The organism is Enterobacter cloacae complex sp. CARB60 (genome assembly GCF_036487345.1).
Lineage (GTDB): Bacteria > Pseudomonadota > Gammaproteobacteria > Enterobacterales > Enterobacteriaceae > Enterobacter > Enterobacter asburiae_D.
On sequence record NZ_JAZKLC010000002.1, the window covers coordinates 2713200 to 2729074 of the forward strand.

Genomic DNA, 15875 nt, shown 5'->3' on the forward strand with positions numbered 1-15875 from the left:
GACTACGCGCGCTTAACCTCACAGGTACTGAGCATCCGCCACTCGGCAGGCAGCATCCGCGTTTCCCCCGTCACATTGACCGTCACCGCCTGGCGGATATCCGCCGACGATGCGCCAATCTGTAGCTCAAACTCGCCCGGTTCAACGATGCGTTTCCCGTCGCGACGGGTAAAGTTGAACATCTCAACCGGCAGCGTAAAGGCGAGCGTGGCGGTTTCGCCCGGCGAGAGCGTGACGCGCTGGAAGGCCTTCAGCTCCTGAAGCGGCCGCACCTGCGTGGCGACCTTATCCCTGACGTAAACCTGCACCACCTCGCTGCCGCTGCGCTCTCCGGTATTGGTGATATCCACGCTCAGCGTCACCTTGCCGTCGACCAGCACGCGGCTTTCAGCTACGCGGGCAGCCCCCCAGCTAAACTGCGTCCAGCCGAGGCCGAAGCCAAACGGGTAACGCGAACCGAAATGGAACGCAAACGGCGTGCCCCCGCTTTTGAGCTTGTGATTGTAGTAATACGGCATTGCCCCGGCGCTTTTCGGCACGCTCACCACCAGACGCCCCTGCGGCTCGGCACGCCCCGTCAGCACGTCCGCAATCGCCCAGCCCCCTTCCTGCCCCGGCGCCCACGCCACGATCAGCGCCGCGACCTTATCCTCCAGCCCCTGAAGGTTGTACGGACGCCCACCGGTCATCACGACGATCACCGGCTTGCCCGTCGCCACCAGCGCATCCAGCAGCTGTTGCTGCACGCCCGGCAGGTTCAGGGAGTCGGTATCGGAACCTTCCCCCACGGTGCCGCTCTGGAACAGCCCGGCGAGATCGCCCACGCAGGCCACCACCACGTCACTCTCCCGCGCGGCGTTTACCGCCTCGAGGATGAGTGCGGTGCTCAGCGAAACCGGCGACTGCTGCATCGGTTTACCACCACTGTCCCCGGGGAAGACCGGCGCGCCCGCCATCCGTTTTTCGATAATGTGGCACCCTTTGGCATAGCGGACGTTCGATGCGCCGAGATACTGCTCCAGCGCCGCGCGCGGGGTCGTGACCTGCGAGGTCTCTTCCACCATATCGCTGATGATCAAATGCACCGGGAAGCTGTAGCCGCTCAGTAACGCCAGCGGGTCGTCTGCCGTCGGCCCCACTACCGCCACGCGGGGTTTGCCGCCGAGCGGCAGAATGCCGTTGTTTTCCAGCAGCGTGATAGATTTCGTCGCCACCTCCCGCGCGACCTGGCGGGTTAAATTGTTTTGCAGATCGATACCGTTTTCATCCGCGTACGGTTTTTCAAACAGCCCCAGGCGGAATTTTTCGGTCAGCACGCGCTCCACGATCTCATCGACCTTCGCCATAGAGATCAGCCCGCGCTCTACCGCTTCCGCCAGATGCCGCGCGCAGTCGTCTTTCGGCAGCTCAACGTCCAGCCCGGCGTTGAACGCCAGCGCGGCAGATTCGGCCGCGTCGTGGGAAATCCCATGATGCTGGTGCAACAGGCTGACGCCGCCGTAATCCGCCACAATAATCCCGTCGAATCCCCACTGTTCGCGCAGGACGGTGGTCAGCAGGAAGCTGTCGCTGTGCCCCGGCTGGTTATCAATATCGTGATAGGCGGGCATCACCGAACCGGCGTTTGCCAGCTTGACCGCCATTTCAAACGGCAGCAGGAAGGTGTCGCTCAGCTCGCTAAAGCCCAGGTGGACCGGCGCGTGGTTACGCGCCCCCTCGCTGAACGAGTGACCCACGTAATGTTTCAGGGTCGCCAGCAGGTCGCGTTTATCGCCCTGTAAGCCCTTAACGTAGGCGGTTGCCATCACGCCCACCAGCCAGGGATCTTCCCCGAAGGTCTCTTCGGTACGCCCCCAGCGCACGTCGCGGGACACGTCCAGCACCGGCGCAAGCCCCTGCTGGCAGCCAACGGAGCGCGCCTCTTTGCCAATCTGCTCTGCCGCCCGCTGCACAAGCTCCGGCTCCCAGGTCGATCCGTAGTTCAATGACGACGGGAACAGGGTGGCGTCTTTGCAGAGCAGCCCCACCAGACACTCTTCATGGAACAGCGCCGGGATGCCAAGACGCGTCTCTTCCATCATCATCCGCTGCAGGCGGTTCGCGGCGCGCACGCCGGTTTTCGCGTCAACGATGTGGGTGCCGAGCGGACGCGTGATCTGCCCGACGCCCAGCTTCAGCCGTTCGCTAAGCGACGCCTGCTCGCTCACGCCGGCGAATTCGTCGCTGAGGTCGCTGCGCTCGCGGTGGTTACCGTTTTCATCGAGGATCAGCCAGTACGCGTGCATCTGGGCGAACTTCTCTTCCGGGGTCATACGCGCCAGTAAATCGGCGACGCGCTCGTGCACGGGACGTCCCGCGTCCTTATAGATAGCTGTCATGTTTTACTCCTGTAGTGCGGAAGGGGTTGCCGGGCTAAGCTGCCCCGCTTCGGATCTGACTTCACGCTTGCTGGCCAACTCCCGGGCGATGGAATCCACCAGCCGGCTGTTGAGCTTGTAGATGGCAAGCAGCGCGACCATGCAGAGGAACAGCGCGCACGGGATAAGGGTGAACAGCGCGCTGATGGTCGAGAGAACGTTCGGCGCCTGGGTTGCCTGCCCCGGGGCGTAATCCACCATGCCAAGCACCCAGCCGACCACCGCCCCGCCCAGCGCCAGGCCAAACTTGATGGCAAACAGCGCGGTGGAGAAGACCAGCCCGTCCAGGCGGCGGCCGCTGCGATGCTCCTCGTAGTCGACCACATCGGAGAACATGGTCCACTGCAGCGGCGTGGTGAGGTTTTGAATAAAGCTAAAGACGATGTTCAGGCCAAAGATAGGCCACACCTGTGACGGCGGCAGAAAGAAAATCAGCGCGCCGAAAATCACGAAGGAAATAATGGTCCACTGATAGGCGCGTACGCGGTCAAATTTCCCCAGCAGCCGTTCAGATAATAATGCGCCGCTTAAGGAGGCCACCATTCCCGAAACAATAAAGGCAAAAACCAGATCCGGGCGCAACAGCACGTAGTTCACGTAATACATAGTGGCGGAACCGCGCGTCACCACCGCCGTTAACAGCAAAATATTAAACAGGAACACAATCCGCCACTGGCTGTTCCCGGCCAGCAGTTTTAAATCGGTGAGCATGGAGCCGGAGGTATCATTGCGCGGAGAATAACGCTCGCGGGTCATCAGGAAACAGCAGAAGAACAGCACAATTCCCAGCAGCCCCATCAGGCTCATGGCATAGAAATAGCCTTTCTGCACGTTGCCCTGGCCTAACAATGAGACCAGCGGCAGGGCGATAACCGTCACAATCAGCCCGCCGATAAACGACAGGCCAAAGCGCCACGACTGTAGAGAGTGGCGCTCGCGCGGATCCAGCGTCAGCGCGCCGGGCATGGCGCAGTAAGGCACGTTAATCGCGGAGTAAATCAGGCTTAAAATCGCGTAGGTCACGCAGGCATAAACGATTTTCCCCGTCGGCCCAGCGTCCGGCACATAGAAGGTGATCAGGCAGCTCACGCCAAACGGAATAGCGAACCACAGCAGCCAGGGACGGAAACGGCCGTGACGCGTCCGGGTACGATCGACCAGCGCGCCAATACACGGGTCGACAAACGCATCGACCACGCGCACCACTAAAAACATGGTGCCCATAATCGCGGCGGGCAGACCAAACACGTCTGTATAAAAATATGCGAGAAATAACGTTGCCGTTTGCCAGACCAGCGCGCTGGCCATATCACCTAAGCCATAGCCTATTTTATCTTTGGTACGCAATACAGAGGAGAGTGTCATTGTTATTTGCCTTTTTATCAGGTTAAAACGTATTTCAACCAGTTGCGCATCTTCTTAAGGGAAATGCGCAGTAAGGCTCAAGTATTAGCAACGGTTTGCGCGCTAACAATTGTCTAAATTGACAGACAAATTATGATATTTGGTTTTTTACTTTATTTGTGATGGGGAGCATATTCGGGCGGAAATAAAAAAGGCGAGGAGATATCTCCTCGCCTTTATCCGTTTTTAAGCGGTTACTTGTTCAGTTCCGCCAGGCTCAGCCAGGTTTGCACCACGGTGTCCGGGTTCAGGGAGAGGCTATCAATCCCCTCTTCCATCAGCCATGCGGCAAAGTCTTCATGGTCAGATGGACCCTGACCACAAATCCCGACGTATTTACCCTGCTTCTTCGCTGCGCGGATGGACATGGAGAGCAGCGCTTTCACCGCCTCGTTGCGCTCGTCGAACAGCTCGGAAACCACGCCGGAGTCGCGGTCCAGACCCAGCGTCAGCTGCGTCATGTCGTTCGAGCCAATAGAGAAACCGTCGAAGTGCTCGAGGAACTGCTCGGCCAGCAGGGCGTTAGACGGGATTTCGCACATCATGATGATCTTCAGCCCGTTCTCGCCGCGCTTCAGGCCCTGACGCGCCAGCTCGTCCACAACGGCTTTCGCCTGATCCACGGTACGCACGAACGGGATCATGATTTCGACGTTGGTCAGCCCCATGTCGTTGCGCACGCGTTTCACCGCGTCGCACTCCAGCGCGAAGCAGTCGCGGAAGCTGTCGGCAACGTAACGTCCGGCCCCGCGGAAGCCCAGCATCGGGTTCTCTTCTTCAGGCTCGTAGCGCTCGCCGCCTACCAGGTTGGCGTATTCGTTAGACTTAAAGTCAGACAGACGCACGATCACGCGTTTCGGATAGAAGGCGGCGCCCAGCGTCGCGATCCCTTCGGTCAGACGGCCGACGTAGAACTCTTTCGGCGAGTCGTAGCCTTTCATCATCTCGCGGATTTCGTTCTGCAGCTTCGGATCCTGATCGTCAAACTCCAGCAGCGCGCGCGGGTGAACGCCAATCATACGGTTGATGATGAACTCCAGACGCGCCAGGCCAACGCCTTCGTTCGGCAGGCAGGCGAAGTCAAACGCACGGTCCGGGTTGCCGACGTTCATCATGATCTTCAGCGGCAGGTCCGGCATGGTGTCTACGCTGGAGCTCTTCACGCTGAAATCGAGAATATCGGCGTAGACGTAGCCGGTATCGCCTTCGGCACAGGAGACGGTCACGTTCTGCCCGTCCTTCATGCGCTCGGTGGCGTCACCGCAGCCGACAACCGCAGGGATACCCAGCTCGCGGGCAATGATCGCCGCGTGACAGGTACGACCGCCGCGGTTGGTGACGATAGCCGCCGCTTTCTTCATGATCGGTTCCCAGTCCGGGTCGGTCATGTCGGTTACCAGCACGTCGCCTGGCTCAATGCGGTTCATCTCGCTGATGTCGTGGATCACTTTGACCGGACCGGCACCGATGCGGTGGCCGATGGCACGGCCTTCCGCCACGATTTTGCCCTGCGCGTGCAGCGTATAACGCTCCATCACCTGACCGCGAGAGCGGACGGTTTCCGGACGCGCCTGAACGATAAACAGCTTGCCGGTGTTACCGTCTTTCGCCCATTCGATATCCATCGGACGGCCGTAGTGTTTTTCGATCTGCACCGCCTGCTTCGCCAGTTCTTCAACTTCGGCGTCGGTCAGAGAGAAGCGGTCACGCTGCTCCTGCGGGACATCTTCAATTTTAACCTGCTTGCCATGCTCCTGGGTTGGGGCATAGATCATGCGGATTTTTTTCGAGCCCATGGTGCGACGCACCACCGCCGGGCGGCCAGCGGCCAGCGTTGGCTTGTGAACGTAGAATTCGTCAGGGTTTACCGCGCCCTGCACGACCATCTCACCCAGCCCCCACGCGGAGGTGATAAACACCACCTGGTCGAAGCCGGATTCGGTATCAATGGAGAACATCACGCCGGATGAGCCCACGTCCGAGCGCACCATGCGCTGCACGCCAGCGGAGAGCGCCACGCCGCGATGGTCGTAGCCCTGGTGCACGCGATAGGAGATGGCGCGGTCGTTGAACAGGGAAGCAAACACGTGCTTCACCGCCACCAGCACCGCATCGTAACCCTGAACGTTCAGGAAGGTTTCCTGCTGCCCGGCAAACGAGGCGTCCGGCATATCTTCTGCAGTTGCAGAGGAACGCACGGCAAAGGAGGCCTGCGCATCGTCAGCAGAGAGCTGGTTGTACGCGTCGTGAATGGCTTTTTCCAGTTCCGGCTGGAAAGGTGTGTCGATGATCCACTGGCGGATCTGCGCCCCGGCTTTGGCAAGCTCGGTAACGTCATCAATATCCGTTTTATCCAGCAGGTCGTAAATGCGCTGGTTTACACCGCTCTGGTCTAAAAACAGGTTAAACGCATCGGCGGTCGTGGCAAACCCGTTCGGTACGGAAACACCCATACCCGACAGATTTGTAATCATTTCACCCAGGGAGGCATTTTTGCCCCCAACTCTGTCTACATCATTCATGCCGAGTTGGTTATACCAAAGCACCAGCGGTGACGAGCCATTGTTGGACATCGAAACAATCCTTTTGTGATATTTGATCGGAGTAAGTAACACCTGACTACGTATTTATACTGGCATAATTATTTCCGCTAAAAAAACGGTGAATCGTGTAAGCAATTTAAAATTTCAACTTTTCGGATACTTTCCCACCAGCCAATAACCCGATGATTCCTATATATTCAGCCAGAAACCCCAAAAATAAAGTCGCTATTTGAAAAATGAAATCCGCTTTTCAGGAAAATCAAAAACATCGTTTCATTTATAATTAGGACAAGTTCTTTGCTGTGTAATTTACTTTTTTAATTTATGCTTTCAGACAATTAGGTCTGATATTCAGGGTGAGTAAAATGGATAGTGCTGTCGATCGCCACGTTTTTTATATTTCTGATGGTACGGCGATCACCGCCGAGGTGCTGGGCCACGCGGTGATGTCGCAGTTTCCCGTTTCGATTAACAGCATCACGCTACCGTTTGTCGAAAACGAGAGCCGCGCCAAAGCGGTGAAGGACCAGATTGACGCCATCTACCAGCAGACCGGCGTCCGCCCGCTGGTGTTCTACTCTATCGTGATCCCCGAGATTCGCGCCATCATTCTGCAAAGTGAGGGCTTCTGCCAGGATATCGTGCAGGCGCTGGTGGCTCCGCTCCAGAGCGAGTTGAAGCTCGACCCGACCCCTATCGCCCACCGTACCCACGGGCTTAACCCCGGCAACCTGATTAAGTACGACGCGCGTATCGCCGCCATTGACTACACCCTTGCCCACGACGACGGTATCTCTCTGCGTAATCTCGACCAGGCGCAGGTGATCCTGCTCGGCGTGTCGCGCTGCGGCAAAACCCCAACCAGCCTCTATCTGGCGATGCAGTTTGGCATTCGCGCCGCAAACTACCCGTTTATCGCTGATGACATGGATAACCTGGTCCTGCCCGCCGCCCTGAAGCCGCTGCAGCACAAGCTGTTCGGCCTGACGATCAACCCGGAACGCCTTGCGGCCATCCGCGAAGAGCGACGCGAGAACAGCCGCTACGCCTCCATGCGCCAGTGCCGGATGGAGGTCTCCGAAGTGGAAGCGCTGTACCGCAAAAACCAGATCCCGTGGCTGAACAGCACCAACTATTCGGTTGAAGAAATTGCCACCAAAATTCTCGACATCATGGGGCTTAATCGCCGAATGTACTAATACGCTAGTACATTAGCTCAGATTCAGGTATCATCATCGGCAACAACGGGGCGGTGTCGCCCCGAACTTGAAATCAGCAGGGATTGGTTTAAGGTGATGGCCATCACTTCCCGGTAGTCTGCCGATGAAGCAAAAATTTTCTGAGACATTCCATGAATAAAACCGATGAACTCCGCACTGCGCGCATTGACAGCCTGGTCACGCCGGCTGAACTGGCACAGCGGCACCCTGTTTCCGCCGCCGTCGCGGAACACGTGACGGCTTCCCGTCGCCGCATTGAAAAAATCCTGAATGGTGAAGACAAACGTCTTCTGGTGGTGATTGGGCCTTGCTCCATCCACGATCTGGATGCCGCGATGGATTATGCAAAACGGCTCCAGGGACTGCGGGATAAGTACCAGCATCGCCTTGAGATTGTGATGCGCACCTACTTTGAAAAACCGCGCACCGTGGTGGGCTGGAAGGGACTGATTTCCGACCCAGACCTCAACGGCAGCTATCGCGTTAACCACGGTATCGAGCTGGCGCGGAAGCTGCTTTTACAGGTCAACGAGCTGGGCGTTCCGACGGCGACCGAGTTTCTCGATATGGTGACCGGGCAGTTTATCGCCGATCTGATCAGCTGGGGCGCGATTGGCGCGCGCACGACCGAAAGCCAGATCCACCGTGAGATGGCCTCCGCCCTTTCCTGTCCGGTCGGCTTTAAAAACGGGACCGACGGCAACACCCGCATCGCGGTTGATGCCATCCGCGCTGCCCGTGCCAGCCACATGTTCCTGTCGCCGGATAAGAGCGGTCATATGACCATCTACCAGACCAGCGGCAACCCGTACGGGCATATCATTATGCGCGGCGGGAAGAAACCCAATTACCATGCACAAGATATTGCGGCGGCCTGCGAAACGCTGGCCGAATTCGACCTGCCGGAACATCTGGTGGTCGATTTCAGCCACGGCAACTGCCAGAAGCAGCATCGCCGCCAGCTGGACGTCTGCGATGAGATCTGCCAGCAGATCCGCAGCGGTTCAACCGCCGTTGCAGGGATTATGGCCGAGAGCTTCATCAAGGAAGGCACGCAGAAAATCGTTGCCGGACAGCAGATGGTTTACGGCCAGTCAATCACCGACCCGTGCCTGAGCTGGGAAGACAGCGAACTGCTGCTGGAGAAGCTGGCTTCAGCCGTGGACACGCGCTTTTAAAATCCTGCCGGGTGGCGCTGCGCTTACCCGGCCTACGGTTCTTGCCCTTCTCCCTCTCCCTGTGGGGAGAGGGTCGGGGTGAGGGCATCAGACCGCACCTCACCCCCAAATTTGATCCCCTCACCCTTTTTTCACAAAAACGCTTGCCGTGAATTTGCAGTTTATTGATAATGATTATCATTGTTACATTGATTGTTATTTATAAACATTATGTCACGTACGGATAACAGCGCGGCAACGCCAGCAAAAACACACACAGCGCCAGCCCCCGCCGAGCGTCGGATTGACAGCAAAACCCTCCTCGGCGATGAGGGACGGGTCATTATCGAGCATGACGGACAGCGCTATCTTCTGCGCCAGACCCATGCTGGAAAACTGATCCTCACAAAATAAACAACACCTAAAAATACGCCAGCCACCCAGGTGACCCCCAGGCAGCCAGCGCTTTTCACTTCTTATGGAGAGTTGCTATGCCACACCTGCCTTCCGCATCTTTACGTCCGTCACTTCTGGCGCTGACGATTGCCAGTACCCTGCCGGGCGTCGCGTTCGCCGCCGCAGACGACATTACCGTCACCGCCACGGGCAACGCCCGCAGCGCCTTTGAAGCGCCCATGATGGTGAGCGTGATTGACGCCAGCGCGCCGGAGAAACAGACCGCCAGCTCGGCGGCCGACCTGCTGCGTAACGTCCCCGGCCTGACGCTGGACGGCACCGGGCGCACCAACGGGCAGGACGTAAACCTGCGCGGCTATGACCGTCGGGGCGTGCTGGTGCTGGTTGACGGCGTGCGCCAGGGAACCGATACCGGCCACCTGAACAGCACCTTCCTCGATCCCGCGCTAATCAAACGTATCGAGGTGGTGCGCGGCCCGTCGGCCCTGCTGTACGGCAGCGGCGCGCTGGGCGGCGTGATTTCCTATGACACCGCCGATGCCAACGATCTGCTCGAACCGGGTAAAAACAGCGGCTACCGCGTGTTTGGAACGGGCGCGACGGGCGATCGCAGCCTCGGGATGGGGGCCAGCGCCTACGGCCGCACCGATACGCTGGACGGTCTGGTCTCCTGGTCCAGCCGGGATCGCGGTGATATCCGCCAGAGTGACGGTGCAACCGCGCCTAACGACGAATCCATCAACAACATGCTGGCGAAAGGCAGCTGGAAAATCGACCCGGCCCAGACCCTGAGCGGCTCCCTGCGCTACTACAACAACGCCGCTCAGGAGCCGAAAAACCCGCAAACCACCGGGGCGGACAGCAGTAACCCGATGACCGACCGCTCCACCATCCAGCGCGATGCGCAGGTTGGCTACCACATTGCGCCGGAAGGGTACGACTGGCTGGACGCCGACGCGAAGGTCTACTGGTCCGAAGCGCGCATTAATGCCCAGAACATCGACGGCAGCGGTGAGTTTCGCAAGCAGACCACCAAAGGCGGCAAGGTGGAAAACCGCACCCGCCTGTTCACCGACACCTTTGCAGCACACCTCCTGACCTACGGCGGGGAATACTATCGTCAGGAGCAACATCCGGGCGGGGCAACCACCGGCTTCCCGGACGCGAAAATCGACTTCAGCTCCGGCTGGCTGCAGGATGAGATCACCCTGCGCGATCTGCCTGTTACCCTGCTGGGCGGCACGCGCTATGACAACTACCGCGGCAGCAGCAACGGCTACAACGATGTGGATGCCGATAAGTGGTCATCCCGCGCCGGGTTAACCGTCAGCCCGACCGACTGGCTGATGCTGTTTGGCTCTTACGCGCAGGCCTTCCGCGCGCCGACCATGGGCGAGATGTATAACGACGCCAAACACTTCTCCATTGGCCGCTTCTATACCAACTACTGGGTGCCAAACCCTAACCTGCGCCCGGAAACCAACGAAACGCAGGAGTTTGGTTTTGGCCTGCGCTTTGACGATCTGATGCTTGCCAACGATGCGCTGGAGTTTAAAGCCAGCTATTTCGACACCAAAGCCAAAGACTATATCTCCACCACCGTCGATTTTGCCGCCGCGACCACCATGTCGTACAACGTCCCGAACGCCAAAATCTGGGGCTGGGACATGATGGCAAAATACTCGGCCGACCTCTTCAGCCTCGACCTGGCCTATAACCGCACGCGCGGGAAAGACACCGATACGGGCGAGTACATCTCCAGCATCAACCCGGACACCGTCACCAGCAAGCTGGACGTTCCGGTGGCGCAAAGCGGGTTCTCCGTCGGCTGGATTGGCACCTTTGTCGATCGCTCAACGCATATCAGCAGCAGCTACAGCAAGCAGCCGGGCTATGCGGTCAACGATTTCTACGTGAGCTACAAAGGCCAGGAGCGGCTCAAAGGCGTGACCACCACGCTGGTGCTGGGCAACGCTTTCGACAAAGCCTACTGGTCACCTCAGGGCATTCCGCAGGACGGCCGTAACGGCAAGATTTTCGTAAGCTATCAGTGGTAATTCCCTTCGGGGCAACTATTCAGAAGGAAGAGACAATGAATCACTACACGCGCTGGCTTGAGCTAAAAGAAGCCAATCCGGGTAAGTACGCGCGCGACGTCGCGGGGTTAATGAACATCAGTGAAGCAGAGCTGACCTTTGCCCGCGTGGGTCACGACGCCTGGCGACTGCGCGGTGAAATCCGCGAGATCCTGGGCGCGCTGGAGGCGGTGGGCGAAACTAAATGTATCTGCCGCAACGAATACGCCGTTCACGAACAGGTCGGGAGATTTACCAACCAGCACCTGAACGGCCACGCCGGGCTGGTGCTGAACCCGCGCGCGCTGGATCTGCGCCTGTTCCTCAACCAGTGGGCGAGCGCGTTTCACATCAGCGAAACCACCGCCCGCGGCGAGCGGCAGAGCATTCAGTTCTTCGACCATCAGGGCGATGCCCTGCTGAAGGTCTACGCCACGGATAACACCGACGTTTCCGCCTGGGGCGACGTGCTGACCCGCTTTATCTTTGCCGACAACCCGCCGCTGGCGTTGAGGATGGCCGATGCCCCGGCTCATGCAGAAAACGCAAATGCTGCTCTCGTGGACAACGAGTGGCGCGCTATGACCGACGTTCATCAATTCTTCAGCCTGCTCAAGCGCCATAACCTCAGCCGCCAGCAGGCGTTTCGCCTGGTGGGAGACGATCTGGCCTGCCGGGTAGAAAACACCGCGCTGGCGCAGCTCCTGGAGACGGCGCGCAGGGACGGTAACGAAATCATGGTCTTCGTCGGCAACCGCGGCTGCGTGCAGATCTTCACCGGCGCGGTGGAAAAGCTGGTGCCGATGAAAGGCTGGCTGAACGTCTTTAACCCAACCTTTACCCTGCATCTGCTTGAAGGATCCATTGCGGAAACGTGGGTCACGCGCAAGCCGACGGCTGACGGGCATGTCACCAGCCTGGAGCTGTTTGCCGCCGACGGAACCCAAATCGCCCAGCTGTACGGCCAGCGTACGGAAGGCGAACCGGAGCAGAGCCAGTGGCGCAGCCAGATTGACGCCTTAACGGCGAAAGGGCTGGCCGCATGAAGCGGTGGCTTGCCCTGCTCAGCGCCCTGCCCCTGCTGGCGTTTGCAGCGCCGCAGGAGAAAATCGTCACGCTCGGCGGCGACGTCACCGAGATTGTCTACGCTCTCGGCGCGGCGTCCTCGCTGGTGGCACGCGACAGCACCAGCCAGTGGCCGCAGGCGGCGAATTCGCTGCCTGACGTGGGCTATCTGCGCCAGCTCAATGCGGAAGGGATCTTATCCATGCGCCCCACGCTGGTGCTGGCCAGCGCTCAGGCGCAGCCGTCTCTGGCGCTAAAGCAGGTTGAGCAAAGCCACGTCAGGGTGATCGCTGTTCCTGCCGGTAACGACCTGAACGTCATTGACGAAAAGGTGCGGATCGTCGCTGAAGCGACGCACCGCGAGGCCGAGGGGGAGGTCCTGCGCAGCACGCTGCGTCAGGCGCTGTCGGCGCTGCCCGCGTCACCGCTCAACAAGCGGGTGCTGTTTATTCTCAACCACGGCGGGATGACCGCCATGGCCGCCGGACAGCAGACCGGCGCGGATGCTGCCATTCGTGCGGCGGGGCTGCAGAACGCGATGCAGGGGTTCACCCGCTATCAGCCGCTGTATCAGGAAGGCACGATCGCCAGCCGACCCGACCTGGTGGTGATTTCACAGGACGGTCTCAACGCCCTGGGCGGTGAAGCAAATCTGTGGACGCTGCCCGGCCTGGCGCAAACCCCGGCGGGACGGAATAAGCAGGTGCTGGCGATTGACGATATGGCGCTGCTGGGCTTCAGCGTGCGAACGCCGGAAGCCATCCAGCAGCTGCGTGCCAAAGCGGAGCAGCTGCCCTGATGTCCCGGCGGATAGTCTTATCGTTATGGATGCTGACCGCGATCCTGATCATCATGACGCTCGCAGCGACCGGGGTTGGGGCATTACGCCTGCCGGTAAGCCTGCTGTGGAACGGTACCGATGAGGCGCTGCGTCAAATCTGGCTGACGATCCGCCTGCCTCGCGTGCTGCTGGCGCTGGCGATCGGCGGTTCACTGGCGCTGGCGGGCTGCGTGATGCAGGGGCTGTTTCGCAATCCGCTGGCGGACCCGGGACTGCTCGGCATCAGCAGCGGCGCGGCGCTCGCCGTTGCGCTGTGGGTAGTACTTCCGCTCTCGCTGCCTGCACTGGTGATGCTGTATGCCCCGATGCTGGCGGCGTTTCTCGGCGCGCTGGCCGCCACCTTCGTGATTTTCCTGCTCAGCCGGCAGCGTGACGCTTCCCTGTCGCGCCTTCTGCTGGTGGGGATTGCCATCAACGCCCTGTGCGGCGCGGCCGTCGGCGTGCTGTCATGGCTCAGCAATGATGCCCAGCTTCGCCAGCTTTCGCTCTGGGGAATGGGCAGCCTCGGCCAGGCGCAGTGGTCAACCCTGCTGGCCGTCGCGTCGCTGATGGTCCCCACCGCGCTGGCTATCTGGCGTCTGGCAGGCGCCCTCAACCTGCTGCAGCTGGGCGACGAAGAGGCGCATTACCTCGGCGTGGAGGTTGCCGCCGTGCAGCGGATCCTGCTGCTGTGCAGCGCCCTGCTGGTGGCCGCCGCCGTTGCGGTCAGCGGCGTGATCGGCTTTGTCGGTCTGGTGGTGCCGCACCTGGTGCGCATGTGGCTGGGAGCCGACCACCGGGCCGTGCTCCCCGGCTCGGTGCTGGCCGGCGCGCTGCTCCTGCTGGTTGCCGATACGCTGGCGCGCAGCCTGGTCGCCCCGGCGGAAATGCCGGTCGGCTTATTGACCAGCCTTCTCGGCGCGCCGTGGTTTCTGTGGCTTATCTTTCGTCGCGGAGGTGCGCATGGCTGAACGCTACTGTGCAGAAAACCTTGTTTTTCGCGCCGGACAACGCACGCTGATTAACGACGTGTCGCTGACCTTATCTCAGGGCGAGCTGGTGGCGCTGATTGGCCCCAACGGCGCCGGGAAATCAACGCTGCTGCGGCTGCTGACCGGCTATCTTAAACCTGCGGGGGGACGGTGCAGCCTGGCGGGCACACCGCTTTTAGCCTGGCACCCGGACAGGCTCTCCCGTTATCGGGCGGTAATGCGCCAGAACACGCAGCTCGGATTTGACTGGCCTGCTGAGGCGGTCGTCGGTATGGGGCGAGCGCCCTGGACCCGCACGCCTGAAGCGTCGGTTATTGAGGAGGTCATGGCCGTCACCGGCTGTTTACCGCTGGCGGGCAGGCAGTTTGCCGCACTCTCCGGCGGCGAGCAGCAGCGCATCCAGCTCGCCCGCGCGCTGGCTCAGCTCTGGTGCGACGGCGCGCCGCGCGGCTGGCTGTTCCTTGATGAACCCACCTCTGCGCTGGATCTCTATCACCAGCAGCATCTGCTGCGCCTGCTGAAATCCCTGACCCGTCGGGGTCATCTGCACGTGTGCGCGGTGCTGCACGACCTTAATCTGGCGGCGCTGTGGGCGGACCGCATCCTGCTGCTGCATGGCGGCAGGATCGTGTCCCAGGGAGAACCGGAAACCGTTTTGCAGGCCGATGCGCTGGCGCGCTGGTACGGCGCGCAGGTGATCGTCGGCAGGCATCCGGCTCACGCCGCGCCGCAGGTGTTTCTTGCCCCCTGATCGGGCTGGTAAAAATCTTTCAGGGTTTCCAGCAGGGCATGCGCCGCCTTAGAGAGCTGCGTGTGCCCTGGATGGATGACCCCGATACACTTTTCAATGGGCGGGCTGTCCAGTGGAATACAGACCGCCCCCAGCGACGCCATCTGCGTCTCGCACAGCGCCGGGACGGCGCTGCCGCCCAGGCCACTTGCAACCATTCGTCCGACCGTCACCAGCTGGTGACTTTCCAGCGCGACGTCCAGCTTTCTGCCGCTTCGCGCCAGCTCCTCTTCCATCATCAGACGCACCGCAGAGGGGCGCTGCAGGGTGATGAAATCCAGCGTCAGCAGCTCTTCCCACGTCAGGCGCTTTTTGCCCGCCAGCGAGGAGTCTTTCGGCACAATGGCAACAAACCTGTCGAGGCCCAGCGGGGTAAACAGCAGGTTGTGCGTCGGCGCGGGCTCAAAGGCGATGCCCATCTCGACCCGCCCTTCGCGCACCATCTCGATCACCTGCTCGTTAATAACGTCATGCACGGTGACGTTGACCCCGGCATGACGATCGCGAAACGCTTTTAGCACCTCGGGCAGGACATTCGCGGCAAACGACGGCATGGCGGCGACCGAGATTTTACCGCGCTGCAGGGTAAAGCACTGGTGCATCGCCTCTTCGACGTTATCCCAGTCGGCAAGCAGCTGGCGCGCCATGGGCAAAAACGTCTCTCCCTCCTGCGTCAGCGCGACCTTGCGCGTGCTCCGCTGCAGCAGCGGTCCGCCGAGCGTGTCCTCCAGCGCTTTAATGGTCAGGCTCAGGGCCGGCTGGGAAAGATTCAGCCGTTCGCTGGCGTGCGCGAAATTCAGAGTGTGAGCTACCGCTAAAAACGCGCGTAACTGTTTGACACTCATTCTCATTTTTCATCCTGTTAACTAATTGAAAAAATTTAGTTAACAGGAAATTAATAAAAAAACCAAATGAGTGGGTCACAAATTCAAAATTAACAAATGAGTCGCCGCCCCTAATGATACCGGCACGGTT

General features: G+C 60.0%; 12 protein-coding genes. 8 read left to right on the top strand and 4 right to left on the bottom strand.

Annotation, left to right across the window (positions count from 1 at the left end; genetic code table 11):
- Positions 1 to 2: 2 nt before the first annotated feature.
- The 3 genes from V4835_RS13920 to ppsA form a co-directional block, all read right to left on the bottom strand.
- The gene (locus V4835_RS13920) at positions 3 to 2378 is read right to left on the bottom strand and encodes a glycoside hydrolase family 3 N-terminal domain-containing protein (RefSeq protein ID WP_331412516.1); all 2376 of its coding nucleotides are present in this window, start codon (positions 2376 to 2378) and stop codon (positions 3 to 5) included.
- A gap of 3 nt (positions 2379 to 2381) precedes the next feature.
- Entirely contained in the window at positions 2382 to 3782 is a 1401-nt protein-coding gene (locus V4835_RS13925; RefSeq protein ID WP_331412517.1) for an MFS transporter, read from the bottom strand.
- Between the two features lie 233 nt (positions 3783 to 4015).
- Positions 4016 to 6394 (bottom strand): phosphoenolpyruvate synthase, encoded by a 2379-nt coding sequence (gene ppsA, locus V4835_RS13930; RefSeq protein ID WP_063142921.1) that lies wholly within the window; start codon positions 6392 to 6394, stop codon positions 4016 to 4018.
- Positions 6395 to 6729: 335 nt separating this feature from the next.
- Here ppsA and ppsR point away from each other — a divergent pair, with 335 nt between their 5' ends.
- From ppsR to V4835_RS13970, 8 genes are all read left to right on the top strand, one after another.
- Entirely contained in the window at positions 6730 to 7563 is an 834-nt protein-coding gene (ppsR, locus tag V4835_RS13935) for a posphoenolpyruvate synthetase regulatory kinase/phosphorylase PpsR (RefSeq protein ID WP_063142920.1), read from the top strand.
- A 152-nt stretch (positions 7564 to 7715) separates the two neighbouring features.
- Entirely contained in the window at positions 7716 to 8762 is a 1047-nt protein-coding gene (gene aroH, locus V4835_RS13940) for a 3-deoxy-7-phosphoheptulonate synthase AroH (protein WP_023311314.1), read from the top strand.
- Positions 8763 to 8972: 210 nt separating this feature from the next.
- Positions 8973 to 9155 carry a hemin uptake protein HemP gene (gene hemP / locus V4835_RS13945; RefSeq protein ID WP_032638304.1) on the top strand — a complete coding sequence of 61 codons (183 nt, stop codon included), beginning with the start codon at positions 8973 to 8975 and terminating at the stop codon, positions 9153 to 9155.
- 77 nt (positions 9156 to 9232) lie between these two features.
- A complete protein-coding gene (locus V4835_RS13950; protein ID WP_331412518.1) occupies positions 9233 to 11215 on the top strand; it encodes a TonB-dependent hemoglobin/transferrin/lactoferrin family receptor in 1983 nt (660 codons plus the stop codon).
- 35 nt (positions 11216 to 11250) lie between these two features.
- Positions 11251 to 12279, top strand: a complete 1029-nt coding sequence (gene chuS / locus V4835_RS13955; RefSeq protein WP_331412519.1) for a hematinate-forming heme oxygenase ChuS — start codon at positions 11251 to 11253, stop codon at positions 12277 to 12279.
- Positions 12276 to 13097, top strand: a complete 822-nt coding sequence (locus V4835_RS13960; protein ID WP_331412520.1) for a heme/hemin ABC transporter substrate-binding protein — start codon at positions 12276 to 12278, stop codon at positions 13095 to 13097. The genes chuS and V4835_RS13960 overlap by 4 nt, the downstream gene beginning before the upstream one ends.
- A complete protein-coding gene (locus V4835_RS13965) occupies positions 13097 to 14089 on the top strand; it encodes a FecCD family ABC transporter permease (RefSeq protein WP_331412521.1) in 993 nt (330 codons plus the stop codon). The genes V4835_RS13960 and V4835_RS13965 overlap by 1 nt, the downstream gene beginning before the upstream one ends.
- Positions 14082 to 14861 carry a heme ABC transporter ATP-binding protein gene (locus V4835_RS13970; protein ID WP_331412522.1) on the top strand — a complete coding sequence of 260 codons (780 nt, stop codon included), beginning with the start codon at positions 14082 to 14084 and terminating at the stop codon, positions 14859 to 14861. The genes V4835_RS13965 and V4835_RS13970 overlap by 8 nt, the downstream gene beginning before the upstream one ends.
- Here the strand turns inward: V4835_RS13970 and V4835_RS13975 are convergent.
- Positions 14828 to 15751, bottom strand: coding sequence for a LysR family transcriptional regulator (locus V4835_RS13975; RefSeq protein WP_331412523.1), 924 nt, complete (start codon positions 15749 to 15751; stop codon positions 14828 to 14830). The genes V4835_RS13970 and V4835_RS13975 overlap by 34 nt on opposite strands.
- Positions 15752 to 15875: the final 124 nt, after the last annotated feature.